The organism is Paraburkholderia hayleyella (genome assembly GCF_009455685.1).
Classification (GTDB): Bacteria; Pseudomonadota; Gammaproteobacteria; order Burkholderiales; family Burkholderiaceae; genus Paraburkholderia; species Paraburkholderia hayleyella.
Genome location: NZ_QPES01000001.1, coordinates 1520152 through 1546281, shown reverse-complemented (window position 1 = coordinate 1546281; position 26130 = coordinate 1520152). Strand labels below are relative to the sequence as shown.

The following is a 26130-nucleotide window of genomic DNA, read 5'->3' as shown; positions in this document are numbered from 1 at the left end:
AGATATTCAGAGCCAGCCGGTTTCAATCATATTAAAGCGCGCCCTCGCGGGCGACTGTCTGTATAACCCGGACGCTGGAACCAAATAATTTCCCCGGTTACCAAGCCGGCAAGATTATTTTTATAGTCGAAATAGAATCTGGCGATCAAACAGGCTGGCGGCCCAATTAAATTTTATTGGCACAGCCATTTTCTTCTGGAAAATTTTATGTGTCAAGCAATGGAGCTATAAATCCATCCCATTGCCAGGAAAGACACATACCTTAACATTAACCTTTAAAAATAGTTTGATACCATGACATCACATAACGTTGCGACAAAACCCACGCAATCTAGTCAAGCCACATCAAGCCATCATGCTGGCATCGTTGACGAAAACACGGGCATCGTTAATGGCAAACAAGCCAAACAGGTTTCCACCGACGGCATCTCTTTACGTGGCATTGCGATTTGGACCGGTGCGGGCGCATGGGGCGGCGGGATAATCGGAGTATTGGCTGGAACGATAGCGCAGGCGATAATGAGTCCATCTGAATGTAACCATCGGGCGAGCGCTTATTCTCATTCATCGAATAGCGCTCCTGCTTTTGACACATCAATTTGTGAAAAAATCAGTACAGAAACAGACAACATCATGTTTACGCTTATAGGAGCTGGCGCCACTCTATCCGCAACGGTATATTTGGGATATCACGCGTATAAACGATTTACCAAAGCTTCAAATGAGATTCCTCAAAACAATCATTCCAACCCTATTAGCCATGATCGCTCAAGCAATCGGGACGGTCACGTTGCACTGGATATAAATGAAACAATCCCGTTGCTAGAAGAAAATAAAAATTTAACGCTTCATTCCGTAGACAGTCAGTAAATTTATTCAACTATGTAAAGCCGCTGGTACCCATCGTTCATGCTGCATGCCGGGCTTCTGAACCAGCGTCTTTTGTCTTTTTTGTCTTGCATACGACTGGCAAAGCCATTTGCCGAAAAATATTGATGCGCAGTAGCTGATGTAATCAAAAAATCCATCCCGTCACCCTAAAGTGCGGATATTTTTTATTTAATTAACCAGCACTCAACCATAAAAGCGAGCTAACATGACGAATCCAATTGCACGTTCTACCACAAGCTGCTTTTCCCCCAAACAAAATAATGACCAAAAACAAAATAAATATTCATGCATGACTCCCGCGCAAGAAGGAAGGTCCTTGGGTTATGCTCTAGGGGGCATGTTTGGGTTCATTAGCGGTGTAGTTTTTGGTGGTCTTGCAGGCTTATTTTCCGTGTCAATGGACGAACTAACAGAACGCTGCAAAGCCAGTCATGATCCTTCGAGAGGAGTAGATGCGGTTGACCATTTCACGAACACATCATCCATCAGTTTAAATTCATCCTCTGAAGCTGACACTGAAATTTGCCTAACCGGCCATGCGGTCAAGAACATCCTAATTGGCGTTGCAGTGGGTGCTGTTACTGGAGCCGCTATCGGTATAGGCATCAAAGCCTTGAGTAATCGTATTAACAGTTATAAAAATCCCCAAAGAGATCACGAAAAACTCCTCCAGGATGATAAAAATATAAAATATGAAAATATGAATATCAATGGCGATAAAATTCAGGACAATGATGAAAATAACATTCAAATTCAAATTCAGATTAATGATGTAAACAACAATGAAATTCCGCCCGTTGCTCCTGGCGTCAATAACGACACGGTGAACGACCCCAATCCGTTTGCCTAAACCCGCGCAGAGCAAAAAACCATCCCAGGGGCTTGCGCCCCACGGCGAGCGGGCCGTAACGGCCCGCTCGCCCTTTCCTGCATCGCACCCGAACCGAATACCGCGCCTCTACAGCCTGAGCCCCACCGGTTCCGCCGTCAGATACCCCACCGCCGCGCCAAAGCGGTCTTTATAACGCGCGCGCACCAGCGGATCGAGCGTTGCCTTGACCTTGTCATGCAACGGGCTTTCCCAGTCGCCCACGTGCTGGAAGTTGCTCATCACGTAAGTCCAGCCGTTGAGCTCATCCACCGCATGCAGCCCCGTCGATTCCGCGCCCGCCGGGCACGACAGCACGCGTGTGAGCGTCTTCGTCTCGACGTTATAGGCCCAGAGAAAATTGTTCACGTGAGCACTGCTGTCTTCGCCGATAAAAAGCGTGCGCAGCTTCTCCGAAAACTTCAGGTTATCGGGGTTGGCGATCCGCTCCGGGTTTGCCAGATTGCCCAGCGCGTCGGCCACCGCCAGGTCCTCGCCCACCAGCGCTGCGGGCGCGCTCATGTCGAGCGGCACCCAGGCGCTGTCGATGGCCGCGCCCTCCGTGTCGCGCTGGCCCTCGCCCAGGTTCAGCGCATACACCGCACCCGCGCTGATCGCCCGCTCCAGCGCCACGTCGCTCGATGCCGGATGGCCGCGCACCATGGATTTCTCGATGCGCGACATCGCTGAATACAACACCTTGTCGCGCACGTTGAGCGTCGTGCCTTCGAGCTTGGTGAAGCCCATGCTGCCGCCCGCCAGCGCGGCGTAACGGTGTGTCTCCAGAAACGCCGCCGCCTGGGTCATGCCAGGCTTGAGGCGAATCCAGTTGAAGGTGCCGTTGAAGTGAATCTTCGTGAAGCCTGGCTCGGTGGGTTCCTTGAGCGCGAGGTCCATGATGTCGGCAAAGTTCAGCCGGTCGGCCAGCGCTTCGATTTCGGCGCTGCTCGCGTGGCCCAGGCGAAGCCATGCCAGACGCGCGGACCCGGCCCCGGCGGATGACTGCTGCTGCCAGCGCGCGACATATAGCGTGCCCGTCGACAGATCAGCAGGCCGATCGGCGATAAACATGAACAACCCGCCATTGGTCGCATCGTCGCCCATCAGGACCGTGCGCTGGTCGGGCATCACCTGCACCAGTTCATGCGAAATCCGCCCGAGACAATAATGCTTGGTCACGCGGCCCGAGCCATCCGGGTTCACCGTGATTTCTGGCAGATGGCCGTAGTGATAAGGGCGCGCCGTGGTTTCGTCACCGAACAGGTTGCGGCTGAACGCCTTGAACTGGCTATTGCTGGCGATGCTGCTGGCGTCCGGCTCGTATTCCTCGCTGGACAGATGCGTGTTCCAGGGCGAGAGGCTCGCGCCGCAGGTAATCCACAGGCCGTGCGCGCCCGAGGTATCGACGTTGCGATAAGCAACCAGTTTTAACGCGCCCGTGGCCGGATTCTGGTCGAGCGTCAGCACCGCGACCGGCGACGGCAACTGGCCATACACCGAGGCGGCGCTTTGATCGCGTGTGGCGTATTCGAACTGCACCACGGCGAATACCGGGTTGCCGCTGACCCTTTTGACCGTGGTGTGTTCCAGCCGCAGCAGCGAGCTGCCATCCGGGCAATCGGAAAAAAACTGGCGCGCCTGGCCGGGTACCGAGCGGTCGATGATCGGCTGTTGATGGATATCGAAGTAGCCGCCCGTGAGGATCGTGCCGCCCTGGCCATCGGGCGCCTCATCGCCGGTGACAAAGAACGGCTGATACGCCAGTTGGCACACGCGTTGGCTGCCATCGCTCAAACGCAGCGTGAGGCTTGAAGCCACGGTGGTTTGCGCCATCGCTTGCGGGTCATCGAGCGTGGGCGCGGCCATACCGGCAAACGAGGCCGACACAAACTGCGCGAGCGGCTGGGGCGGTGCGCCCGCGCTCACGTCATGAGCACCGCAACTGGCCAGCGCCGCGCTGCTGGCCAGGCCGCCTAGTGGTAACAATGAAGGCAACCATGAAGGCAGCAACGGCGCGCCAGCGAGGAATTTGAGCGTTTTACGGCGGGAGAAATCGGGCTGTTCAGCCATGTTCCGGAAATCCTGGGTAAGGGGGAAAAGGGAAAAGGGAAAGGAGCGTGACGGCTGTTGCGCGGGGTGCGGGGTGCCGTTACCTGCTGCGTATCGTGTGTCGTGTGTTGCCTTCCGCGCTCCAGCAGCGCCACGTGGGCCATTCTACGAAGCGCAGATGAAAGTTTTTTGACAGAGCGCGGACAGCCCGCCGTACGCTGGCGCGGCCTGTGACAAAGTTCGCCTTAAATGGAACCAGAACGCATCGCGCGTCACCAAGAAGATGCACAACCGGAACGTCATGTCCGATCGAGTCAGGCCGGGCACGTGTTCATGACTTCATGAACGCGGCAAACCGGGTTTCACATAAAAATCAATTCCATGAGAGAGACCTATGTATAACCTCGCCACGGGCCAATATTCCCCTTTGCGCGGCCCGACTCCGACCAGTTCACCCAAAATCAGTGAAACAACGCCCCTAAATCAAACCCCACCAAAAACATATTCCATCGTTATTCAAAGCAATGATCCAAAAACCGTTTCCCCGCCGTTTCCACCCACCGAAACAAATATTTCCTTCGAGATAAAAACCCTTTCCCTTGTCGAAGAAACCCATCTCCAGAATATTAACTCCCCAGATCCGCAGGATATTTACCCTCCATCCGAGCCATGTACGGTAGCAGAAAATATTTCAGCCGTTTCATTTTTAAAAAAAACCGCGCCAATCATGATAGGTGTTACGGCACTGACGGCAGGCAGCCTGTGTCTTCGATCCTGCCCGCTCCCCGACTCAGATAACGATTCACCGTCTTGCAGTAAAAAAACGTTTGTCCCGATTATTCTCTGCATGGCGTTAGGCTTTTTCAGCATTATTTTTGGCCTAACCCGATTGTTTAGTCAGCGCAAGAACCATGACGCCCTGCCTGCCGCGATTTCACCATCAGAAAACGCCTTCGCACCAGACAAGCCTGAATTCCACTTTCCTCCGAAGAGCGCGCCCATCGACATCCCCGGCCGATCGAGAGATGAAGAATATGACTATGACGACGTCTCCGACGTCTCTGACGTCTCCCCCGATTTGAGTAGCGGGGCGATTTAGAGTCCAATCACGTAGTGACCTCCCCCTGACCTCCCCCCGGATAACCGAGCACTTTGGCCTAGAGAGTTCCGGCCAAGCCTATGTCTTACTGGCCTACCCGCAATGGAACCATTGCATGCCCTGCGTTACATAACCGTCGCCGGTGATTGCCTGCGGCAGGTATCGATTGATTCAATAGATGAAATGCACACGGCCCGCATGGCGGGCCTCCTTCAATACGCTGAATGGATAGTTATATTTATCTCAAAGGATCTGAATCATGTTCAAATTATTTTGTTTTCCAACGCACAAAAATAATTTTATTGATTTAGAAATAAATCAGCAAGAAAACCCGGCAACAGAAAAAACCTCACTGACTCAATATCATTCATCGTTTATTAAAAAAGCGACATTAGCCGAAGCTTATCGAAGCCGCGCGTTTCTGCATACCATGATGACTTTTACCAGTACATTTTTTCTTGTCCTTACCATTATTTCCCTGGAAAGCCCCGAAAAAATCATGGAATCCACCGAAGACGAGCACGCCTTCTCAGATACAAGTTCCAGCGAAATAAAAACCCATTCTTCCAATCAGTTTTTTCTTGATTTTATTAGAGCCCTCTCTCCGCTGGTCGCGCTGACCCTAATTTCCGCGCTCATTTTCTCGCTGCGTAAAGCCCAAAATGAAGCTTATCTTGAACATGTGCCGCCCAAGGCGGCCATGACATCCCATAAAACCAGGAGCACTTAAATTTCAGCCCTGAAACCCTGAAATACTGAAACGCGCGCCTGACAGAACCATGGCCGCCCGCTTCAGGCCTGATGCTTGCAAGCCGCATCCGGCTTTGGCACGGCGCTTGCGTTAATCCATGCGGGCAAAATCATTTTCGATCCACGCCGCCGCACTAGCCTGATTCAGTTTGAACCCCGGCGTCACGCGAATCTGCGCCAACGTCTCGTCCAGGGCATCGATGGCACTCAACAGCGCATAGGGGTCATCGTCATTGGGCACGATCTGCAACGTCACAACGATCTCGCCCAGCGTCTCGGTATTCACACGCACCCGTTTATGCAGCAGCGCATGTAACTGCTGTTCGTGGCGCCGCCGCACCTCGGAGGCGGTTTTAACCAGCGTGTTGAACGCGCTGGTATCCAGAGGCTTGGGGTTTTTCTTGTCCCGCCCCATCGTCCAGGGGCCCACCAGCGCAGGTTCGGGCTCGCCATCCCGGACCATGGCGACAGCCCAGCCATCGTCGTCTTCGTTTTTCATCACGTATGCCGTCCAGCCTCCATCGCGCCATAAACGGGGTTCATGCAAGACCGTGGCCGCTTCTGTTTCTGTTTCTGTGCCGGGAGTCTGGGAGGGATCGGGGATAGCAGTTGTCATGGCGGGGGCATTCATTGTTTCGGGATTAAGTCAGGCGCTGGATTCTACCCGCCACGGGCCAATGCGGGGCCTTCGCCCGATCCATGCCAGCCAGCCGGACAAGCCACGCGCCGCTATACTCCTGAGCGCGATGCCCCTGGTTGCCCCGATCGTCCGCTCAAGCGAGCCTCCGGCCATGACATTCCCTCTTCTGCATTCTTTCCGCTTGTCGGTCTTGTCCTGCGCAGCGCTGCTGGCGCTCGGCGCGTGCGGCGCCTCAGGGGATGCCCACCGCGCGGCACTCGATGGGCAGGCCCGCCCGATGATGTATATCAGCTCAGCGACCCCACCGGCGGCGATTGCCGCGTGCCTGACGAGCCGCCTGTCGCTAGCCCGCGCGCTCAAGCGCGGCAGCGTGACGGAAGTCACCGTGGGCGAGCGGTCGAACCCGGCGTATCGCGTCACGCTCACGCCATCGGGCTCGCGCACGACCGTCAAGGTCGAGCATCCGGCCGACGCCCCCGACAATCCGCCCGAGCCCGAAATGCGCTTCCATATCGCGCGCTGCACGACTTGAAAACGCCCGCGCAAACCACAAACCACAAACCACAAAGCGCAAAGCGCTAAACCCGGGCCCGGGCTAGCGCCGCGAACGGCCTGCTGGCTAACCCAGATTGAAGTCGATCCCCTGAGCCAGCGGTAGCGCCGTCGAATAGTTGATCGTGTTGGTCGCGCGGCGCATATAGGCCTTCCACGCATCCGAGCCCGATTCGCGGCCGCCGCCGGTTTCCTTCTCGCCGCCAAACGCGCCGCCAATCTCCGCGCCGCTCGGCCCAAGATTGACGTTGGCGATGCCGCAATCACTCCCCGAGGCCGACATGAAGCGCTCCGCTTCGCGCAAATCGAGCGTGAAAACACACGACGACAAGCCATGCGCCGCTGCGTTATTCGCCGCCAGCGCCGCATCGAACTGCTGATAGCGCAGCACATACAGGATCGGCGCGAAAGTCTCGGTGAGCACCACCGCCGTTTGCGCGGGCATCTCGACCAGCGCGGGACGCACGTAATAGCCGCCTTCCAGCCCCGGCAAGATCAGTCGCTCGCCGCCGAAGACCGTGCCGCCTTCGGCGCGCGCCTGCGCCAGCGCCGCCTGCATGCGCTCAAACGAAGCCGCGTCGATCAGCGGCCCCATCAGCGTGCCCGCTTCCAGCGGATGGCCAACCGGCACCTGGGCATAGGCCTCCTTGAGGCGCGCCACGGTGTCGTCATAAACGCGCTCATGAACCAGCAAGCGGCGCAGCGAGGTACAGCGCTGCCCCGCGGTCCCGACAGCGGAAAACACCACGCCGCGCAACACCAGGGCCGGATCGGCGCTTGGCGTGACGATGCCCGCGTTATTGCCGCCCAGCTCCAGCAGCGAGCGGCCAAAGCGCCGCGCCACCTCGACCCCCACCGTGCGCCCCATCGCCGTGCTGCCGGTGGCGCTGACCAGCGCCACGCGCGGCTCGGCCACCAGTTGCGCGCCGACGTCGCGGCCGCCGTTGAGCAAGGCTGTCAGCCCAGCTGGCGCAGCGCCAAAAACGTCGAGGGCTTCGCGCAGGATCTGCTCGACCGCGAGCGCGGTCAGCATGGCTTTTTCCGAGGGCTTCCAGATCACGGCATTGCCGCACACCAGCGCCAGCGCGGCATTCCATGACCACACCGCCGCCGGAAAGTTAAACGCCGAAATCACCGCGCACACCCCCAGCGGGTGCCAGGTTTCGGCCATGCGATGGCCGGGGCGCTCGGAGACGATGGTCAGGCCATAAAGCTGACGCGACAGGCCAACGGCGAAATCGCAGATGTCGATCATCTCCTGCACTTCGCCCAGGCCTTCCTGAAGAATCTTTCCGGTTTCGAGCGAGATCAGGCTGCCTAGCGCCTGCTTCTGCTCGCGCAAGCGCTGGCCGAGCAAGCGCACCAGCTCGCCACGGCGCGGCGCGGGCACCTCGCGCCAGAGGGCGAAAGCCTGCTGCGCGGCGGCGACAGCGTCTTCGACCTGCGCGGGGGTGGCGAGACTCACGTGTCCGAGGCATGCCCCATCGACGGGCGAATACACCGGCTCGCCGCCGGGTGTTTGGGTCAGATGAGCGATGCCGAGTTCGGCGAGTAGAGCGGCGGCAGACTGTGCCACCGGGCGGGAGGAAGTTGTCGAAGCGGTTGTCGAAGCGGTTGTCGAAGCGGTTGCCGGAGCGTTCATGCGTGATCCTTTCAGGGTTCGGTCGCGGTCGGAGTCGAAAACAAAAAACAGGACACGGAGCCGAAAACTATACAGGGGGCACATTTTGGCGACAAGCGAAGCCGGCGCCGCCGCTTCGCTGGCGGCAGGCAGACGTGTTTTCGCGCTTGAGCGGCGGGCAGGAGGCGCGCGTTAGCGCATTAAAACGCGAGGCTCGGGTCGTAAATCACCGCCGTATTTTCCGCGAGCTGATCGGCCATCGTATCGTTCCCGTTCAGCCAGCCTTCGGCGTTGCACAGCACGATCACCGCATAACCCGAATCCGGAAAACGGTAGAACGCCGAATTAAACCCCAGCGCGATGCCGTCATGCCAGATCGCGGGCAGCCCATTGGCGGTCTGCCCCAGGCTCCAGCCGAAGCCATACGGCGAAGTCAAGCCATTCGATAACGGCGCGGGCCACCACATCTGCGATTTGCTCGCGTTCGTCAGCACGTCATTGCCCAGCAGCGCCCGCTCCCACAAGATCATGTCGGAGAGCAAGGTCTTCAGAAACGTCGCGCCGATCGGATAGGCCGCAGGCGTGGCGGGCACCCATGCCGAGCCATTCCATTGATAGCCGCTCGCCAGGTTCGGATCGCGCTGGGCCCCGGTGGTCTGGAAATCAACCGAGGTGCCCGTCATGCCCGCCTTGCTGGTCAGGAGCGTATGGATGATGTCGCCATACGACGGCTGAAAGCCCTTGGGATTGGGCGGAAACATCCCCGCGGGCGCGGCTGCCGCGGCCACGCGCAACACCATCGCCAGCAAGCCATAACCCGCGTTGCTGTACTGGTAAGCGGAACCTGGCGTGCTGACGAAATCGACCTGGGTCAGGGTGTTGATCAACACGTTGGCGTCGCCCGTGTTTTGCTCGGCGGTTTCCGGCGGTCCGGGCGGATAGCGCTGGTCGTGCGCCAGCCCGGCGGTATGCGTGAGCAGGCGCGACAGCGTGACGTTCTTCCAGTTCGGGTCCGAGGGCAAGGCACGGAAAAAATCGGAGAGCGGCTGCGCTACCGAGAGCAGGCCGTTTTGTTGCAGCACCATGATCGCCGACGCCGTGAACTGCTTGGTGATCGAATCCAGCAGATACGTCGTCGAAAAATCCGCAACCACGTCGGGATCGCGCGAGCGCAAGCCATATGTGGACTGTTGCAGCAACACGCCATTTTTCAGCACCGCGACCTGGGCTGAAGGGATGTTCCATTGCCGCAGCATTTTCGTCACGTAGGCATCCACTTTCAGCGACTGCACCGTGGGCGCGGGGAGCGGCGTGGGCGTGGGCGTAGGTGTGGGAGTGGGAGTCGGCGTCGGCGTCGGGGTGGGTGTAGGTGTGGGGGTCGGCGCAGGCGCCGGGGTGGGCCCCGGCGTGGGCGTCAATCCTAGCCCATCGACATTCGTGCCGCCACACGCAGCCAGTGCGGAAGCGCCCGCGAGCGCGATGAAGTTGCGACGGCTAACGAACTGTCTGGTCATGGCGATGCCTTTTTTATCTGATGACGGATGAACGATGTCCGCGAATCTGCGTGAATCCCCGTGAACCTTTACCGTTCCTGCTCCTTGTGCGGCGGTGAACACTCGAGCTCATGGGCCCCCGTCACCGCATACACACACGTAAGCACACGTAAGCACATGCGTTCCGATGCGTCTTGCATCGCACGCTGGCTCTCAGTAACAAAATGGAAAATTTCGTTCCACGCCGCGCGAAAAAACGGCGCGAGGCATCGGTTCGCCCTGGTTTTTCTCTTCTGTCCGCTCCCCGGCTCACGTCCCATTCGAGGCGTCGCTTCTCGCGCATGAGATAAAAAAACCGGGCTGCAATGGAACCAGACCAAATCGGGCTGTTACTTAACAAGCGGAATGCATCACCCCATCGGGCTTAAAGGAGATTCGGTCATGAGCATGAGCATGAGCAGGCGCACCTTCATGGCGCTCGCAGGGCTTTCAGCACTCGCGGCATGCGGTGGCGGTGGCAGCGATGGCAGTTCGCCCCCTGTCGCGCCTGATGCGATCGACCAGCTCGTCGCCAACCTGATGCAATCGTGGGGCCGCCCCTCGCCCTCCGTCGTGGTCGCGGTGCTGCAAGGCTCGGGTCAGGTACTCAAGCAAGCTGCGTATGGCTACGCCAATATCGCTAACGCGTCTGTCGCCACGCTCTCGAACCATTACATGATTGCGTCCCTGACGCAGCAGTTCACCGCGGCCACGCTGGCGGTGTTCGTGCAACGTGGCCTTGCCAGCTTCGATAACCTGCTGAGCCAGTACTACCCTAGCCTGCCCACCGATCCGCGCTGGAACAAGATCACGCTGCGCCATCTGCTCACCCATACGGCGGGCCTGCCGGCCCAGCCTGTCGCCACCCAGCTGGGCAGCGCCCAGCAAGACCAGGGCGACCCACATCTGGCGATGACGTCCTACACCAGCGGCGTGGTGCTGAGCGGCAACCCCGGCGATGCCTATTTCTACAGCACGCTGGGCTACGGCATGCTGGCGCAAGTCCTGCGGCAGATCGCGGCTAGCGCGCAAACCAGCGGCTTGATCAATTTCCCGGCGAACGCCGCGATCAATCCCGCGACGCAACAACCGTTCGCTCCGGCTTATATCGACATCGTCACGACCTTGCTCAGCAACCCGGCGGGAATGAGCAATACCTCGATCGACTATCAGGATCCGAACCCGGCCGCCGATCCCGCACGGGCCACGGGTTATGTGCAGACGCCATCGGGCCAGTGGGCTGTGGCTACGCCAGCGCTCTATCCGGTAGGTTCGGTGCTGCTGAAATCGACGATCAATGACCTGATCCAGTGGGAGCAGGCGCTGCTGGCCCAGAGCGTTGTCAATAGCGGCCTGCAAGCGCAGATGGCCACGCCCTACACGCTGAACAATGGCGTGCCGATTCCGGTGGGCTTGGGCTGGATCTTGACCACGGCGGCAGGCGGTGGCCGGGTCGAATGCCAGTCCGGCCATGCCGTGGGTTTTAGTGCGGCGTACTACCGCTTTCTCGATGCGGGCTACAGCGTGATCGTGCTGTGCAATGGCGACACCTCCAGCCGCGGCAACCCGGTCAATGTGGCTGATACCTTGGCGCAGCAGATCGCCATGAGCTACAGCAGCACGATGCAAATCGCCCCCAACCAGGCACCGTCGGCGGCGCCAACGACATCTGCGCTGGGTTCGTAATTCGTCTCATTCGTCATTCGTCATTCGTCATATCCGGCGCGCCGGTGCTGTTTTATCCGTTCTATCTGTTTTCTAGCGGGTCAGGTTATCTGCTGTTAAACGCAGTCAATGAGTGATCCCCCTTTGGCCCATGTTCGTTCGGGCCTTTTTTTTCTGCCTGTCTGATCGCCAGGCGTTCCGGGAAGCCTTCCGGAAAACTCGTAACGCAGAAACCCTGTATTCCAGGTTCCGTCTGGCACCTTCATTTCCCGTAATTCAAGAACATCAAGAACATCATGACTAAAATTCGAAATAGCAACCCGGGTTCAGCCCTCGTTGCCAATAACTCCAGCGGTAAAAAAAACAATTCTAAAAATAAAAATATTCAAGCCGCCAATAACCGTTCGGGCCAGGCTTCTTTTTCAGCGGCATTCAATATGAGCCCCCAACAACTGGATGGGATGATCAAGGGATATGAAAAACGGATTGCCACCATCGAACAGCGTACTGGCAGCCTGAGGGTCATTATGGTGAAGTATTTTGTTTGTCTGGCAGGTATTTTTGCTTATAACAAAATATCCATGGCTTCCTGCGACAGGCAGCTTCCGAGATGCCAAAGCCATGAGGCCTCTATTGCCTGCGTCGAGCAATATGAAACATGCGAAAATCAGGTTTCTAAAATTACTGCGCTGTTCATGATTCTCATCATGATCCGCCTGTTCATTCCCTGCAGAAATGCTAATTTCATTCCATTCAGACTGGCTGACATCCATCATTTTTTTCTCAAACTGGTTAATCTCAACCTGCCAGCGCTGCTGTCTGCCAAAACAGATTCACAGCAAGCCGGGGAGACTGACGAAAACGTTCCGATTAATATCAACATTAACGCTCAAGAATAATTAAAACCTCGAGCACAACCACAATCGTCTGAATCCGAAGCGCATTAATGGCCCTCCTGGGAATGCCGGGCAGATCGCGGCGGCAACCTAGCCTCAGCCTCAGCCTCAGCCTCAGCCTCAGCCTCAGCCTCAGCCTCAGCCTCAGCCTCAGCCTCAGCCTCAGCCTCAGCCTCAGCCTCAGTCTGTTAATCTCTGGCAAAAATACATCACATCGTCCTGGCACGCGAACATTCGCTGCCACCCTGTTAGCGCGACAAAGCATTCCAGGGGTTACGGAGGCCTCCCGGCAAACAGCACTATCAAGTGCCTCCTTTGTTTATTTATTTTATGGAGTTAATTTAAATCATGACCAGGAAAATTTCAGGCTTAAACAAGGATCGTAATAAAACTCGATCCCACACCATTAAATTAGGAAACGCTGATATTGATGGCGTGATGGAGATCAATCCAAACCATCCCAACCATGGTAAAAAGCTACGCGGAAAAAAAGAAACATTGGGCACCCTACTTAATCGCCGTATTGAAAATAATAAGTCTAGAGCCCAAAAATATGCTGATACCATAACAGATGGGCTGGAAAACCGACTGAATCACCCGTATGCTAAGCCATTCATCTATACGGTAGGCATTCTTGCACTGAGACAGATTGCGCTGTTTCTGGTCGATGACCAGGTGAAACCCTTGATTAACCGTGCGGCCATTGCGTTCGCGTTCGCGGCAGGCCTGGAGCTATTAATTGACAGAAAAACGGGGCGTCGCTTTACCGAAGCGCTTCATAAAAAAATAATCTCACCCCCATCTTCCCAAAGTGAATCTGATGAATATCATGAACCTGAGGTTTTTATGTCTTTGCCAAGACCAGAAAACCTGGAAGCCAATCAGGAAGTTTTCCCTGCCAGTGTGAATCAATCCGGCACAACTGCCGCGGGTCAATCGTCTTAATCACTCAACTCAACGCAGAAAACCTGGATTAACCAGGAGCAGATTCTGCAAAGTGTTGGGCAGGCTGCCCTGGAAACAGGGCTATTCAATGTTCAATGCGGCGGATCGAAGCCGATGTCTTCAACGCCAGGCATGGCAAGGGTATCGGCAATAGTCCGGCGTGGCGGCGTCAGCCTCACGCGGCCGTGTGCCGCACCGCCCGCACCAGGGGCGTGAGCTTGAGCCGTGCGGCCACACGCTCCGCAGCCGCTTGTGCGGCTTCGCGTTGCGCGAAGCCTGTCGCGCGCACGTCGTATTGCGTCGAGCCATCGGCTAGCGTCACGGCCCGGCTGTCGCAGGGCAAATGCAGTTCGCGCAAGGTTTTTTCCGCGGCCTCAGGGCTGGCGAAGCGCCCAACCTGAACGATGTAGTTGCCCAGCGCATGAGGAGCGGTTGGCACGGCCGCTTTGAGCGCCGGGGTTTTCAACGCCTTCGCATGGTCCAGCCGCGCAGCCTTCGGCGTTTCCGGCACGAGCGGTTTCGCCGCCGGTGGCGCGGCCTTCGGTTCGATACGGGTCAGCGCGGTGGTGGCGGTGGCCCCGACTGTTACCGCAGCGGCGGTGGTGGCGGCCGTGGCGGCCGTCGCGGCCAGGGCCTCGCCGCCCCACGGCCCGGTGCGCTCCAGGTTCGCGGTCGGCGCAGCCTTCGCGGGCTGGGTCTTGACCGCCCCTTCCGCTGAGCGCCCCGGCACCGCTGGCGGCAAGCCCGCCCCCGCCGGCAGTCCGCTACGGCCGGCCCCCGCCGGCCCCACCGCCGCCGATCCCGGCAGTTGCGTTGCCGACACCCCGGCTTCATTCCACGCATCCGCGATATGCAACGGCACCGTGAGCTGTAAATCCCACGGCAGCACGGCTTGCCCCGCCACCGCGCTGCTCGGGTTCGCCAGCGCCGAGGTGAGCGTGGCGCGCCGCGCCAGCAAGGTCTCCATTTGCGCGTTGAGCCGGTCGGCTTCATCGAAGCTCGACAGCAGCACTTCTTGCCCTTGCATGGCAAACCCGAGCGTCACGGCACTCACGCCCGCGCCCTGCATCGCGCGTTGCGCGCTCGGGAAATCCTGCGGCCCAAACGTGTGCTGTCCATCGCGGAAAGTCCGCAGAAAATCGATGAAGCCGGTCGGCCCTTTCCATTGCCGCGTCAGCGTCATCGAAGGGAAATTCAGCGCCAGCGTGGTGTCGCCGCAATTCGCCAGCGACCACGCGAAGGCCTGGCTCACCGGGAAGTTCAGGTTCTCCAGCACGATCGGCCCGGCGGTGCAGCGCAAGGTCAACGTGGTCTTTTGCGGCACCCGCAGCGCGCCGGGGTTGAGTGTCGGCGGCATGGCGTTCAGCACCACCGTGGCTGTCACCCCGTGCAACTTGGCGATACGCGTTTGCAAGCCATTCACCTGCTGCGCGATATCGGCCAGCTCGGCTTGCTGCGCGGCGCGCAAGGCTTGCTCGGCGCTCTTGTCCTCTGCGTTGCGCTGCGCGGTTTCAACCATGTCGTTGCGCTGGCGCTGCGCCCGGCTGACAAAGGCATAGAACAGCCCATTGAGCGGCACGTTTTGCCCCCACAGCAGACGCGGCACATACGCGCTGGTGGTGCGCAGCACGAACGCTTTGACCGGCCCGTTCATATACGTCGGCACCAGCCCGGTATCGCCATAGAGCAGTTGCTGCGTGTGCGTGGGGTCGGAGACGCCTTGCAGCGGCGCCAGCACCTGGGCATCCCAGTCTTGCTGCAAGCTGTTGGCGGCCACGCGGCTGACATATTGCAGCGTGAAATCAAGCGGCCCGCGCACCAGGTTCCAGATGGGCAAATCGCCCGGCGCGGCGGCGATCGCCGCCGCGCTCGCCTGATCGAAGGCCACGCCCGTCGCAATCAGCGGCGTGCTTTTGATGTCCGCGCTGGCGCTGAACTGGTAGGCGTCGGCGGCCAGCTTGAGCGCATGGCCGTCGCCCTTGGCAAGGATGTCGCCCATGCCGTTCAACTGCCGCCGATAAGCCAGCAGCGCCTGGGCCAGCGCGAAATCATTGCGTTTGAGCGCCTCCAGCACATCGTTGCCGTCGTTTTGCAGCACGCTGCGGCCCACGCCGTTCGACAGCTTGAGCAGCTCGACAATCTTCGAGCCCGCCTGACTTGGGCCGTTGTAGGCCACTGCTTGCAAGCGGTCCAGGCGGATCGCGGTGTTCACCCACGAGGGCTGGTCCGAGAGCGCGCGGTGGTCCAGATCGGAGGCTTGCTCAAAGGTACGGGCCAGCTCATGCAGCAACTGGCGGTACGGGCTTTGTCCGGAGAGCACCAACGGCATCGCGCTGCGCCAGGCGTCCTCGCCGTGCAGCAGCGACGGCGCCGCGGCAAACGCCGTGACAAAGCCGTACCAGGCGCTGCGCAACGCGTCCTGATACTGCTCATCGAAGCTCGCCGCGCGGCGGGTCCAGCCTTCGCTGTACTGGCCGGTGCGGGCGACTTCCGCGATGAACTGGTCAATCGCGGCATGGCCATCGGGCGTATAAGCCGCCGAAATGCGCGGCAATTCAGGGCGATCGGAAATACCCCAGAACTGCGCCAGCGTCACGGGCGCCAGATCGCCTTGCATATCGGCCCAGGCGAGCAGCCAGCCAATCGGGCGGCGTGGCAGCGCCAGTTCGTCGAGCATGTCGCGCAGCCGCGAACGCTCCGCGATCAGCGCCATGCGTTTAGGCTGCCAGTGCAGGTAATCGACATAGAGAAAACCGAAACGGCTGCTGGCGAGCGGATCGAACATCGCGCTGCGATCGGCATCGGCCTGGATCGCCACGAGGTCCGCGCCGACGCGTGGCAAGCCAAACAGCGGCTTGCCCGCGAGCGCGGCGTCGAGCAGGTTGATACGGCGTACCAGATGCTGCGCGTAAGCGGCCACCAGCACATCGCTGCCATTCTTCGAGACGTCCTGGATGCGGCTTTCGAGCATCCGGTCGATGCCTTGCTGCAACGCCTGCTGCTGGAACTCGGCGCTAAAGCGTTGCGCGAGCCGCGCTTGCACCTGCAGCACGGAACGATGAAACGGAAACACATCGAGCAGCCCGTTATTGGCGCGCTGATGCACCCAGCGCAGCGTCTGGATATGCCGCAGCAGGATATCCATGCGCGTGGCGAAATCGCCCGTCGAGCTCAGCTTGTGCTCGGGGTGTTCCACCAGATGCACGAGCGTGGCGCGATCGCGCACGAAACTCGCTGTCATCAATGCGCCGAGCGTGAAGCAGGCAATCAGCCAGGCCAGCACCGCCGCGTGGCGCATGAAGCGCCGCCAGGCGCCGAAATGACCCGTGGGCCGCCAGCCCGAGCGGCGCGCAGGCAAAAGCGTGTCGAACAGCACGCGGGAAAACCAGCCGAGCGGCGCGTGCGCCCCATCCCTGTCGTTCTTGCCATCCTTGCTGCCCTGGACCTCGGCCGTGACGAACACGCCTTGCAACAACGGGGTTTCGCCATACGGGTTGTGATCGAAGGCGGGCTCCAGATAAGCCTTGAGCGGCACGGCCAGCGCCTGCACCCGTTCGGGCACCAGCAGCTCGACGCTCTGGTTATCGCGCATGCCCTGGGCGATGCGGATGTCGGCAAGACGCTGGCTGATCTGCGCGAAGGCCTCCTCGAGAAACTGCGAGGCACTCGGCGCTTGCGTGACCAGCGCGCCAAATGGCTGCTCGCGCAAGGCTTCAGGCAACAGACGGCCCCATTCGACGAAACCTTCGATGGCGTCGCCATGCGTCAGCACCAGATACACCGGCACGCGCACGTCGTAGACGCGCGTCAGCGTGTCGATGCGGCTGCGGGCCTCACGGCCCTGGTCGGCGAGCTGTTGCCCGGAGGTCTGCAGCAAGGTCTCGATCGACAGCGTCAGCACGATCCCGTTGAGCGGCTCGCGCCGCCGTGTGCGGCCCAGCCAGTAGAGCAGCCGTGCCCACAGGCTGCGGCTATCCGTCGCGCTCGTGTCCGTGTGTTCGAAAAGCCGCCCGGCTGGATCGAGCACCACGCTGTGATCGAAATACCACCAGTCGAAAAGCGCGGTCGGCTCAACCGGATCTTCCTGGCGCACACGGCGCAGTGTCGAGGCTAAACGCGTGCGTGTCAGCAGCGCGGACTTGCCGCTGCCGGGTGCGCCGAGCATCAGCAACCAGGGCAGCGCATACAGCGGCCCGCCGACGCTGCCCTGGCGCTTCAGGCGTGATTGCCGCAGACGTTTGAGGCCGGCGCGCCAGGCGGCATCGAAGGCTTTCAGCGGCGCTTGCGTACCCGCCACGGCCATGCCCGCCGCCATCTGGCGCAAACCGCGCCAGCGCAGCCACTGGCGCCGCAGCGCCAGCACGCCCCAGCCGCATCCCAGCGCCAGCACGAACAGCCCAGGCGCGGCCCACAACGGCCAGTCCAGATACAGCACCAGCGTCCAGCAAGCCAGCGCCAGCAACACGAGCCCGAGTACCACGCCCGTCATGCGAAGCAGTTTGCGTAGCATCTCAGCCCCCCACCAGCAAAGGCTGGGCCAGATCCAGCAGGAGCCAGTCGTAAGCCAAGCCCAGACCCAGCAGCACGGCCAGCGGCAGCACGATCAGCAACACCAGCGCCAGCGTCACGCGCCGCCGCGAACGGGTGTTGGCCTCTGGCGCGGGCGGCGCGGGCAAGACGAATAACGGCTCATGGAGATTGAACGGCGCCATCTGCAACTCACGCGCGAGACGCTCGAACAGCGCCTGGCGATAGCCGAAAAACTCGGCGGCTGGACGTGCGGCGAAGCGTCCGCGAAAGCCCCACAGCAACATCAGCGCATAGACTTCGCGGACTTCAGTGGCGTCGTCGGGTAGCGCTTCGAGCCGCTCGAAAAACTCCGTCCCGGCGCGCGAGGTGCCGAAATAATGCCGTTGCAACGGTGCGGCGCGCCAGGCCGTGCGGCCCGGCCAGTCGCTGCTGAGCGCCCGCTCATCGAGCCACGCCACCACCGCGAACAAAGCCTCGCGCACGGCCGCCGGGCCGTGGCCTTCGTTACCGGCGCGCGTCTGCGCTGCCTGCAACAAATCATGCAAATCGTTCACCGCCTGCGCCGCGCGGCTCGCCGCGAGGCCCGAGGCCGCCGCGCTCTCGTGCTCGAAGGCCACCGTCACCGGCGCATGGCCCGTGAAAGCGGCAGCGGCATATTCCAGCACCGGGGTCCAGCAACTTGCCTGACGCATTGCCTTATCTCCGGATCATCACGATTTCGACCGCTAACGGCTGGGTCTGCGCGCCATGGAACAACGCCACGCCGCGCTCGCGCACCACGGAGGCCCAGGCGTCGCTAACGGTTTCGATGCGAAAGTACGCGGACTGCTGACGCCGGGGCATCCCCGCGGGCGGCACCGCCAGCGGCAGCAACTCAAGGCCCGGCAGCGCATGCGAGACCAGATTGGCCAGTTCGCTGGCCGCGCCGAGTTTGGCTTCGGCGGCAAAGCGCGCGACGGCTTCGGCCTCGGTCAGCCCCGCCACGATCAGGTAATAGCGATTGCGCCCGCTCAGGAAACTCTCGGGCAAATCGGCCACCCAGAGATCGTCGGCGCGCTCGAAGCGCACCACCTGATCGGGGCCGAACGTGATCTCGTTGAGCAGGCGGGCAATCAGCGTGCCGATCGAGGCGATCTGCATCCCGGCTTCCTCATGGCGGTACGGCGCGACCGCGACGCGGTCATCGGTGCCACGGCCCAGCATGTCGTAACGCGTCGAGAACATGCTGAGTTCGCCCACCAGTTGGCGCAGCGCGCCGTAGACCGGCCACGGATGGGTTTGCGGTGTCTCGAGGAAATGACACAGCAGCGGGCCGTAGCGGCCCAGCACGTTGAGCGCCATCAGCACGCGCAACTGGCCGCTGTCGATGCCGACGTTGAGCGCATCGGCGGCGATCTTGCTGGTTTCGAGCTGATGCGCGCGGCCCAGCAGTTCGTCGCGGATATCGCGCACGGCTTGCATCAGCGCCGCGCTGGCGCCGAGGCTGGCCACCAGCGGCATGAAACCGGGCGCCAGACGCACGCTGTCGCCGTCGAGTTCGAGCCGCGCCAATGGCAGCAGTTCGTACTGGCTCGCCGCTTCGAGCTCGTCCTCCCAGAACAGGCGCAGCACGTAATGCATGCCGCGCACCTGCGCGGCGTTACCGCCGCTTAAGTAATCGGTGACGGTTTCGGGATCGGTCAGCGCGGCAAAGCGCGTGGGCGCCGTGGCGGCGGCATCGAGCGTATCGTGCACGGTGCAGTTGGCGCTGCCCGGCACAACGCGGCGCACGCCCAGATGCAGCGTGCGCGGCCAGTTGGCGTCCCCCGTGCGCGCCAGGCTGCGGGCTTCGAGCAGCGCATTGCCGGGATAGCGCACGAAGGTGCCGTCCTGAAAACGGGCGCTCAGCGTATTCACCATGAACTGCCCTGCCGCCAGCGCGGCTTCGTTGATCTGCAAGGCTTCGAGGCCCCAGCAGTACGGCAGCGCCAGATCGGCCAGGCGTTCGAGGCGGCTCGCGTGATACGCGTCGGCGTGCTGCAAGTGCTGTGGCTGGAGCAGTTGCCCCTGGTGCCAGTAAAGCGGCTGTTCGAAATTCATCTGCGTTTCCCCTGCGGCGGCGCATCCGGTGTGCCTCTCGCCTCTGTTGGGCCGGGCACTGGACGCACGTTGCGCGTTTTTACGGTCCATGGCGGCGGTACGGCTCGCGCGCTCGTGTTATGCGGTTATGGCGTGTTCGGTTTGCTACGTGTATCGGTATTCGGTACGACTCGCTGCCCGCTTCATTTTTGCAGCGCTTTTTTCGCCTCGGCTTCCACTCCTGTTCCCAAACCGGGGATCTCCCCCAGAGCGGACACGCCCGGCCAGTCCGAGCCCGCTTTCACCGCCGCCTCGGGAGGAGCGGCCTCGGGAGGGGCCGGAACGGCCGGTACCGGTGCAGCCGGTGCCGGAACGGCCGGGGCCCCCGGCGCGCCCGGCAGCGCGGGCGCCACCACGGGCGCCGCGGGTGCGCCCGTGGGCAGCGGCACTTCGCCTGCAGCAGGCGGCTTCGTCAGCGCCGGTGGCTTCGCCGCGATGCCCTGCTGCGTCCCGTCGAGCCCGTCGCGCCCCAGCACCAGCGTGACCTGCAACGGCACGGGCGCGGCCGAGCGGGTTTTCACGACCCAGCCGTGGGTATCCACCTGTACCCCAATGCGATACAGCCGCACGATGCGCGCCGGATCGAAGCCGTAATAGCCCGCGACAATGCCGACGTACTGGGCTTTCTCCATCCGCGGCAGCGTGATGCTGCCTTGCGCGCCGGGCTGGACAAAAAACGGCGTCAGCGACAAAAAGCCCGGCGGCGGCACACTGGCCGCCAACAGTTCCGCCAGCTTGTCGGTCGCCCCCGCGTAGGCCGTGAAGGCCGCGGGGTCTTCCATCTGCACCGCCACCAGCGCCAGCGCATGCGGCTGGCCTTCGGCTTCGTTCAGATGGGCATCGGCCTGCCAGACGATTTTCAGGCCGTCAGCGGCGTAGGCCCATTTCAGCTGCGACAGGGCTTTTGTCTCAGAATTACCGCCTAGCATGCCATTGACTGCGCCACATCCGCCCAGTAACAGCGTTGTGGCCAGGGTCAAGGCAAGCATCGCACCGGCGGGTAATCTCATTAAGGTCCGGGGGCGTAGGGTAGCGGTCTTTTGCGCGTTATGCCATTTCATCTTTCAGGCTCCAACCATAACGGTCACCTGGCTCGGTGTGATGGCAGCGCCTGGGGCGTTGTCGAGGTTCTGGGAGGTCAGGCCGCACAGCGTCACGACCGGCATGCCCCCTGCCGCCACGTTCGGGATGCCCTCGACGAAGCTGATCTTGGCGCCGAACAACAGGGACACCACGCCACCGTAGGTGCCCGCCTCATCGCCCGAGCTCACCGGAATCTCGCTCATCTGGTTCAGCGCAGGCGCGCCCCCGACGAGAATGTTCATCAACGCCGCGACAGCCGCACCCGTATCGCCAAAGTTGGGATAAGGCAGCGGCGTCGGAACCGGGCCCGCAGGCGTCGCCACCGGGGTCAGGCAAACATCCAGCTCCGCCAGCAGCATCGCTCCAGCCATCGTTAACCAAAACATCGTGTTCTCTCCTGGTCAGTCTGTGTCATTCATGGCGTCTGGCCTGGGCTCATCCACTGCGCCACGTGGCATGCCGGGCTTGGCGTTCCCGGGCTTGGCTTCCGTTACCCCAGTTGAATCTCGCCCTCGGTATCGACCTTGACACGCCCCTCGCCAAAGAGCGAAACGTCCTGCGCATACGCCTCCCACTCCGCTGCGATACGCTGGCGCATCGAATGGGCGCTGGTTTCTTCGTGACCGGCGATGCGCCGCACGCTCTCGCCGAGGCACTCTTCAGCCGTGCCCGCGGCCTCGAAACGGCGCTCGCTCCAGTCGCTGCGCTCGCGCCAGACCGAACGCGCTTCGTCGCCATGCCAATGCAGCGTGCCGCTGTGCCAATCGCAGCTCGTAAAACGCAGCGCGGCATGACGCGCTTCGAGGCTCAGCGTGCCGGCTTCGGTGGCCAGTTGCACCTCGTCGCCCAAGCGCAGCACGCGCCGTGCGCCCGCGGCTGCGGCCTGCTCCAGCACATTCAGCACGTAGCCCGTCTCGCCCGCCACGGTGACCAGCACCGTGTCGCCTACCGCGGGCTGCAGCAGGCAGCCCGCCGCCAGCCGGACCTCGAAGGCAAAGCCGTCGCAGCTCACCGCGAGCGTGTCGTCGGCGTGCAGAGCCGTCACCTCAGCGTGATAGAACGCCGCTACATGGGCCTGAAGGGTAGGTTTTCTGATCGCCTGCATGAAATCGACTCCGGTTGATTCGCTAATCGGTGGTTGCTGCGGCCTGGTTGCGGCCTGGTTGCGGCCTGGTGGCGGCCTGATGACTGCCTGATTACGGGGCTAGATGGCTCACACCGGCGGCCGCCACGCCAGCGCTTCGTGCAGCAACAGGTCTGGGGCGCGCGCGGCCGCGCGGTTGCAGCGCTCCCAGATCGCGCCGTCCAGATCGGCGTCATCGAAGCTCGCGTTCTCCACCTCAGCGTCCGTAAAATCCGCGCCGGGTAGCGCCGCACGTGAAAAATCCGCGCGCACCAGTTGCGCGCGGCACAGCTTCAGCCCGGCCCCTTGCGCCTCGACGAAGCGCGCCAGCGTCAGGTCGGCCTCCGAACAATCCGTGCCTTCCAGTTGCGCCTGATCGAACTTCGCCCCCTTGAGCTGTGCTCCCACGAAACGCGCGCCACGCAAATCACTACGTTCGAATGCCAGATACGGCGCTTCGATGCCGCGAAAATCCGTCGCATGGGCCTTCACGCCGCTCATCGCGCTGTGCGCGAAGCGCGCTCCGGCGAACTGGCTGCCGCTCAAGTCGCAATCGCGGATTTGCACCAGACGCCAGGACACCCGTTGCAGATCCATGGCGCGCAGATCGCAGTTCTTCAGCAACGCGATATCGAGCGTGGCTCGCGCCAGCGCCGCCCCGCTTGCCACGCAGTCGAACCACGAGAGACGCGTCAGGTTGGCGCCATCGAATTGCGCCTGGGTCAGCGTGCAGCGCTGCCACGTCGAGCGCAACAGGTTGGCGCCGCGCCACGCGCTCTGGCTCGCCTGGCAGGCCTCGAAACGCGCTTGCGGCAGTTGCGCCTGGTTGAACTGCGCACCGTCGAGCAGACAGTTTTTCCAGTGCGTTTGCGCCAGTTGCGCGTCGTCGAAACGCGCCCCGCGCGCATCGACCCCGTCGAAGCGCGCGGCCTTGGCCGCTAGCCCCCGATAATCGCCTCCGGCCAGCTTCAGGCCGCGCAGCACCTTGCCCCGTGCGATCTGTTCCAGCAACGCGGCACGCGTGAGCGGTGCAGCCGCAGACGTTGAGACAGGGCCAGGGCCAGGACTAGGGATAGAGGTTGGCGTCATCGTCATGAGCTGTGCTCCTCGAGCAAACGGCAGCGCGTCAGCAGCGCCTGATAGAGCTTCACGCCTGACACCACGGCGCCGCGCGTTTGTACGCTATACAGGTTCGCGCCGGTTAAATCGACGTCGCACAACTGCACCTTGCGCAACGAGGCACCCAGCAGATTCGCGCCGCGCCATTGCGCGTGGTTCAAACGTGAATCGGTGAACTGCGCGCCCCGCGCGCTGAGGTGGTAGCCCTCGCTGCTGCTGAGATCGCAGGCCAGCAGCAGCGCGCCATCGAGCCGCGCCTCGCGCAAGCAGGCGCGCCTGAGACTGCTATTGCGCAAGCAAGCCTGGCTCAGGTTGGCCTGGGTGAAATCGCCCTCCTCGAACACGCATTGCGAGAACACGCGCCAGTTCGTGAGATTGGCTTCGCGCCATTGCACGCCGTTGCCGCTCACGGTCTGCCACTGCGCCTTGACGAGCCGCGCATGGTCGAACACGGCATGCCCGATAGCGCACTGGGCGAAAGTCGAGCGTTCGAGGTTGGCCCGGGTGAAATCGGCCCGCAACAAGGAACATTGCCGCCACGTCGCTTGCGTGGCGCTGCATTGCGCCGCGCGCAGGCCATCGAACGTGCATTCGGTGAAGCTCGCCTGATTCAGGCTCGCGCCGCTCAGATCAGCACCGGCCGCCTGGCAGCGCGTCCAGCGCATGGCGCGGCCGTTGCAGGCGGCAAGGCGAGCCGCGCTGAGATCGCAGCCGGTGAACGCCGTGCCGCTTAGGTCAGCGGCATCGAGCCGGGCTTCGTTCAAGGTGCAGCCGGCAAACGTGCTGCGCGGCAATCGCGCGCGTTGCAGCGAAGCGCGCGTGAAATTGCAGTCGATGAATTCGCTATCGCTGAGATCGATGCCGTCGAAATTCAGTGCGCTCAGGTCTTGCTGCTTAACGTGGATACGCGTGAGCGGCTGGTGTGCCGCGAGCCGCGCAACGATGGCGGCGACGTCCAGCGTGGTGCGGGCGCTGCGCACCGCGGGCGCGGGGGCGGCTGTAGTGGCCGCCGTAGCGGCAGCTGAAGCAGCATTCGGTACCGCATCCTGGCCTGGTGCACCCGATGCCGCCAGCGCCTCCGGCCACTTCGCCGCACGGGCCTCGGCCAGCGCGCCAAATGCTGTCAGATGGCCCAGCACGTGCCCCTTTTGCGCGCCATCGAGCGGCCCCGCCGTAATCTGTGCGCGGGCCGCCTCTAACGCCTCGGTGAGCGCTTGCGGCGTGGCAGGCGGCGCACGCAGAAAATGTTCGATCTGCACCTCGGGCACCCCCGCTTGCGTCATGATCTCGCGCATCTTCGCAGGCACATCGACGCTCGTCGCGCCGCTCAACACCGGCGGATTCATCCGTGCCGCGTCGAACGCGGCACGCTGCGGCGCCGGAATTTGCGCCACCGCGTCGATGCCGCCTGGCTGCTGCATCAGGGTCGCCATCAGCGTCTGGTGGCGCTGCTCAATCCCGGCCCAAACCGCCTCCGCCTGGGCTTCACGCAAGGCGACCTGTTGCGCCCGCAACGCGGGCGGCAGGCCTGCCGCTGGCGCTGGCGCTTTGAGCGCAGCGGCAGGCGCGGCGGCCCCCATCTTCTTCGCCGTGGCCGCCGCGCCTTCTTCACGCCAGCGCGCCACCAGCGCCGCGCTGCTGGCAGGGGTGTCCGACAAACGCTCGGTGTAGATGCGCAACGCGGCTACGTCGGTCGCATCCAGTTCGTTCACGCGCCAGGTCGTGCGGTACAGCACCAGCACGCGCTCGTCGTTGGGAAAGAGCCAGACCGTATCGAGATCGAGCGGGCTCTCCATCACCGGGCCGTCCTCGCGCCGTATGCCGTTTTCGTCGAGGCGCGCCTCGCGCCACAGCAGGCGCGGCCGCAGGCCGGGCAAGCGGCCACCCACCGTGGGCCACAACGCATGCATGCCCATCACTTCGAAGGGCTCATCACCCGTGAAATAACGGTCGAGGCATTGATCTTCCGCGACGGCATCGAAAAAGCGCGGATCGGTGTCATCGGGGTAATCGGGAAAGCGCGTCTTGCGCCAGCGCTCATCGAGTGCGCCGAGCCACTGCGCGCGCGCCGGGGCATCGGAAGGTAACGGCAGATAGGTCGCGGCCAGCGGGCGGTCAGCCGGGGAGAGGCAGGGTGAGCCAGGCAGTTCGAGATTGGGCAACGCCACCCTGGCCCAGTCCGCGCCCTCGGCGCGATGGCCCAGCCCGTGCGGATTGTCGCGCCACAGCGGGCCGCCATAGGCATGGGCGAAATCCAGCGGCATCGTGGCAAACGGTTTGGGCTCGCCCGGAATCCAGCCCGGCAGCGCGGCGGACAGCCCGTGACGCCAATAGCGCTCGCCGTAGACGTGCAGGGTTTTTTCGCGCCCGGCGCAGCGCGCCGAGACGGTCATCGCCAGCACCTGATGGCCCTCGGGCGCACGCGCCTCGCCCGCCACGGCGAACACACCGCGCGCTTTTTTCTCGCCGCTATCGAACGGCTGTGATTTGAACTGCGCCAGCAATGCGCCCCAGGCCGCCTGCTCGGTCAGCAACGTGCCATCGACGTGCGCCATATAACCCAGCGTCACCGTCAGGCACGGTTTGCCAAAACGGGCGCCGTGTTTCAGCAGAATCAGCGTTTCAGCAGGTTTGTGGATTTTCATCAAA

The 26130-nt window shown here is 61.8% G+C and carries 21 protein-coding genes; 8 read left to right on the top strand and 13 right to left on the bottom strand.

Going from position 1 to position 26130, the window contains the following annotated elements; all coding sequences use genetic code 11:
* Positions 1 to 294: 294 nt before the first annotated feature.
* Positions 295 to 870: a hypothetical protein gene (locus tag GH657_RS07065; RefSeq protein ID WP_153100051.1), complete on the top strand. Its 576-nt coding sequence runs from the start codon at positions 295 to 297 to the stop codon at positions 868 to 870.
* A gap of 226 nt (positions 871 to 1096) precedes the next feature.
* Positions 1097 to 1741, top strand: a complete 645-nt coding sequence (locus tag GH657_RS07060; protein ID WP_153100050.1) for a glycine zipper family protein — start codon at positions 1097 to 1099, stop codon at positions 1739 to 1741.
* A 108-nt stretch (positions 1742 to 1849) separates the two neighbouring features.
* On the opposite strand, the gene GH657_RS07055 is transcribed toward GH657_RS07060, so the two are convergent.
* A complete protein-coding gene (locus GH657_RS07055) occupies positions 1850 to 3829 on the bottom strand; it encodes a PhoX family protein (protein WP_153100049.1) in 1980 nt (659 codons plus the stop codon).
* Between the two features lie 373 nt (positions 3830 to 4202).
* On the opposite strand from GH657_RS07055, the gene GH657_RS07050 reads away from it, so the two are divergent.
* Both GH657_RS07050 and GH657_RS07045 read left to right on the top strand, forming a co-directional pair.
* Positions 4203 to 4907 carry a hypothetical protein gene (locus GH657_RS07050; RefSeq protein ID WP_153100048.1) on the top strand — a complete coding sequence of 235 codons (705 nt, stop codon included), beginning with the start codon at positions 4203 to 4205 and terminating at the stop codon, positions 4905 to 4907.
* A 259-nt stretch (positions 4908 to 5166) separates the two neighbouring features.
* Entirely contained in the window at positions 5167 to 5637 is a 471-nt protein-coding gene (locus tag GH657_RS07045) for a hypothetical protein (protein WP_153100047.1), read from the top strand.
* 111 nt (positions 5638 to 5748) lie between these two features.
* Here the strand turns inward: GH657_RS07045 and GH657_RS07040 are convergent, their stop codons facing one another.
* Positions 5749 to 6273: a hypothetical protein gene (locus GH657_RS07040; protein WP_153100046.1), complete on the bottom strand. Its 525-nt coding sequence runs from the start codon at positions 6271 to 6273 to the stop codon at positions 5749 to 5751.
* Positions 6274 to 6448: 175 nt separating this feature from the next.
* Between GH657_RS07040 and GH657_RS07035 the strand changes: the two genes are divergently transcribed.
* Positions 6449 to 6829, top strand: coding sequence for a sugar ABC transporter ATPase (locus GH657_RS07035; RefSeq protein WP_153100045.1), 381 nt, complete (start codon positions 6449 to 6451; stop codon positions 6827 to 6829).
* Positions 6830 to 6916: 87 nt separating this feature from the next.
* On the opposite strand, the gene amaB is transcribed toward GH657_RS07035, so the two are convergent.
* Both amaB and GH657_RS07025 read right to left on the bottom strand, forming a co-directional pair.
* Complete coding sequence (amaB, locus tag GH657_RS07030) at positions 6917 to 8491, bottom strand: L-piperidine-6-carboxylate dehydrogenase (protein WP_153100044.1); 1575 nt, start codon at positions 8489 to 8491, stop codon at positions 6917 to 6919.
* A gap of 179 nt (positions 8492 to 8670) precedes the next feature.
* Entirely contained in the window at positions 8671 to 9984 is a 1314-nt protein-coding gene (locus tag GH657_RS07025; protein WP_153100043.1) for a serine hydrolase domain-containing protein, read from the bottom strand.
* 420 nt (positions 9985 to 10404) lie between these two features.
* Here GH657_RS07025 and GH657_RS07020 point away from each other — a divergent pair, with 420 nt between their 5' ends.
* A complete protein-coding gene (locus GH657_RS07020; RefSeq protein WP_174769901.1) occupies positions 10405 to 11688 on the top strand; it encodes a serine hydrolase domain-containing protein in 1284 nt (427 codons plus the stop codon).
* 275 nt (positions 11689 to 11963) lie between these two features.
* Complete coding sequence (locus tag GH657_RS07015; protein ID WP_153100041.1) at positions 11964 to 12566, top strand: hypothetical protein; 603 nt, start codon at positions 11964 to 11966, stop codon at positions 12564 to 12566.
* On the opposite strand, the gene GH657_RS18120 is transcribed toward GH657_RS07015, so the two are convergent.
* Complete coding sequence (locus GH657_RS18120) at positions 12550 to 12765, bottom strand: hypothetical protein (RefSeq protein WP_220094836.1); 216 nt, start codon at positions 12763 to 12765, stop codon at positions 12550 to 12552. The two genes, GH657_RS07015 and GH657_RS18120, sit on opposite strands and share 17 nt — an antisense overlap.
* A gap of 146 nt (positions 12766 to 12911) precedes the next feature.
* Here GH657_RS18120 and GH657_RS07010 point away from each other — a divergent pair, with 146 nt between their 5' ends.
* Positions 12912 to 13508 carry a hypothetical protein gene (locus GH657_RS07010; RefSeq protein ID WP_153100040.1) on the top strand — a complete coding sequence of 199 codons (597 nt, stop codon included), beginning with the start codon at positions 12912 to 12914 and terminating at the stop codon, positions 13506 to 13508.
* Between the two features lie 175 nt (positions 13509 to 13683).
* Here the strand turns inward: GH657_RS07010 and GH657_RS07005 are convergent, their stop codons facing one another.
* From GH657_RS07005 to GH657_RS06970, 8 genes are all read right to left on the bottom strand, one after another.
* Positions 13684 to 18018, bottom strand: a complete 4335-nt coding sequence (locus GH657_RS07005) for a type VI secretion protein IcmF/TssM N-terminal domain-containing protein (RefSeq protein ID WP_153100039.1) — start codon at positions 18016 to 18018, stop codon at positions 13684 to 13686.
* A 1-nt stretch (position 18019) separates the two neighbouring features.
* On the bottom strand, positions 18020 to 18730 hold the full coding sequence (locus GH657_RS07000; RefSeq protein WP_153100038.1) for a DotU family type IV/VI secretion system protein: 711 nt from the start codon (positions 18728 to 18730) through the stop codon (positions 18020 to 18022).
* Between the two features lie 4 nt (positions 18731 to 18734).
* Positions 18735 to 20117, bottom strand: coding sequence for a type VI secretion system baseplate subunit TssK (tssK, locus tag GH657_RS06995; protein ID WP_174769900.1), 1383 nt, complete (start codon positions 20115 to 20117; stop codon positions 18735 to 18737).
* Positions 20118 to 20299: 182 nt separating this feature from the next.
* A complete protein-coding gene (locus GH657_RS06990; protein WP_174769899.1) occupies positions 20300 to 21166 on the bottom strand; it encodes a type VI secretion lipoprotein TssJ in 867 nt (288 codons plus the stop codon).
* 54 nt (positions 21167 to 21220) lie between these two features.
* Entirely contained in the window at positions 21221 to 21625 is a 405-nt protein-coding gene (locus GH657_RS06985) for a DUF4150 domain-containing protein (RefSeq protein ID WP_153100035.1), read from the bottom strand.
* A 104-nt stretch (positions 21626 to 21729) separates the two neighbouring features.
* On the bottom strand, positions 21730 to 22344 hold the full coding sequence (locus tag GH657_RS06980; RefSeq protein ID WP_153100034.1) for a DUF3540 domain-containing protein: 615 nt from the start codon (positions 22342 to 22344) through the stop codon (positions 21730 to 21732).
* Positions 22345 to 22452: 108 nt separating this feature from the next.
* The gene (locus tag GH657_RS06975; RefSeq protein ID WP_153100033.1) at positions 22453 to 23457 is read right to left on the bottom strand and encodes a pentapeptide repeat-containing protein; all 1005 of its coding nucleotides are present in this window, start codon (positions 23455 to 23457) and stop codon (positions 22453 to 22455) included.
* The gene (locus tag GH657_RS06970; protein ID WP_174769898.1) at positions 23454 to 26126 is read right to left on the bottom strand and encodes a DUF2169 family type VI secretion system accessory protein; all 2673 of its coding nucleotides are present in this window, start codon (positions 26124 to 26126) and stop codon (positions 23454 to 23456) included. The genes GH657_RS06975 and GH657_RS06970 overlap by 4 nt, the downstream gene beginning before the upstream one ends.
* Positions 26127 to 26130 lie beyond the last annotated feature (4 nt).

Coding starts and splice junctions, on each gene's coding strand:
- GH657_RS06975 (WP_153100033.1), bottom strand. CDS start 23,457: ATGACGATGACGCCAACCTCTATCCCTAGTCCTGGCCCTGGCCCTGTC.
- GH657_RS07040 (WP_153100046.1), bottom strand. CDS start 6,273: ATGACAACTGCTATCCCCGATCCCTCCCAGACTCCCGGCACAGAAACA.
- GH657_RS06980 (WP_153100034.1), bottom strand. CDS start 22,344: ATGCAGGCGATCAGAAAACCTACCCTTCAGGCCCATGTAGCGGCGTTC.
- GH657_RS07005 (WP_153100039.1), bottom strand. CDS start 18,018: ATGCTACGCAAACTGCTTCGCATGACGGGCGTGGTACTCGGGCTCGTG.
- GH657_RS07060 (WP_153100050.1), top strand. CDS start 1,097: ATGACGAATCCAATTGCACGTTCTACCACAAGCTGCTTTTCCCCCAAA.
- GH657_RS06990 (WP_174769899.1), bottom strand. CDS start 21,166: ATGAGATTACCCGCCGGTGCGATGCTTGCCTTGACCCTGGCCACAACG.
- GH657_RS07065 (WP_153100051.1), top strand. CDS start 295: ATGACATCACATAACGTTGCGACAAAACCCACGCAATCTAGTCAAGCC.
- tssK (WP_174769900.1), bottom strand. CDS start 20,117: ATGAATTTCGAACAGCCGCTTTACTGGCACCAGGGGCAACTGCTCCAG.
- GH657_RS07020 (WP_174769901.1), top strand. CDS start 10,405: ATGAGCATGAGCATGAGCAGGCGCACCTTCATGGCGCTCGCAGGGCTT.
- GH657_RS07045 (WP_153100047.1), top strand. CDS start 5,167: ATGTTCAAATTATTTTGTTTTCCAACGCACAAAAATAATTTTATTGAT.
- GH657_RS07025 (WP_153100043.1), bottom strand. CDS start 9,984: ATGACCAGACAGTTCGTTAGCCGTCGCAACTTCATCGCGCTCGCGGGC.
- GH657_RS07050 (WP_153100048.1), top strand. CDS start 4,203: ATGTATAACCTCGCCACGGGCCAATATTCCCCTTTGCGCGGCCCGACT.
- GH657_RS07010 (WP_153100040.1), top strand. CDS start 12,912: ATGACCAGGAAAATTTCAGGCTTAAACAAGGATCGTAATAAAACTCGA.
- GH657_RS06970 (WP_174769898.1), bottom strand. CDS start 26,126: ATGAAAATCCACAAACCTGCTGAAACGCTGATTCTGCTGAAACACGGC.
- amaB (WP_153100044.1), bottom strand. CDS start 8,491: ATGAACGCTCCGGCAACCGCTTCGACAACCGCTTCGACAACCGCTTCG.
- GH657_RS07015 (WP_153100041.1), top strand. CDS start 11,964: ATGACTAAAATTCGAAATAGCAACCCGGGTTCAGCCCTCGTTGCCAAT.
- GH657_RS07000 (WP_153100038.1), bottom strand. CDS start 18,730: ATGCGTCAGGCAAGTTGCTGGACCCCGGTGCTGGAATATGCCGCTGCC.
- GH657_RS06985 (WP_153100035.1), bottom strand. CDS start 21,625: ATGTTTTGGTTAACGATGGCTGGAGCGATGCTGCTGGCGGAGCTGGAT.
- GH657_RS07055 (WP_153100049.1), bottom strand. CDS start 3,829: ATGGCTGAACAGCCCGATTTCTCCCGCCGTAAAACGCTCAAATTCCTC.
- GH657_RS07035 (WP_153100045.1), top strand. CDS start 6,449: ATGACATTCCCTCTTCTGCATTCTTTCCGCTTGTCGGTCTTGTCCTGC.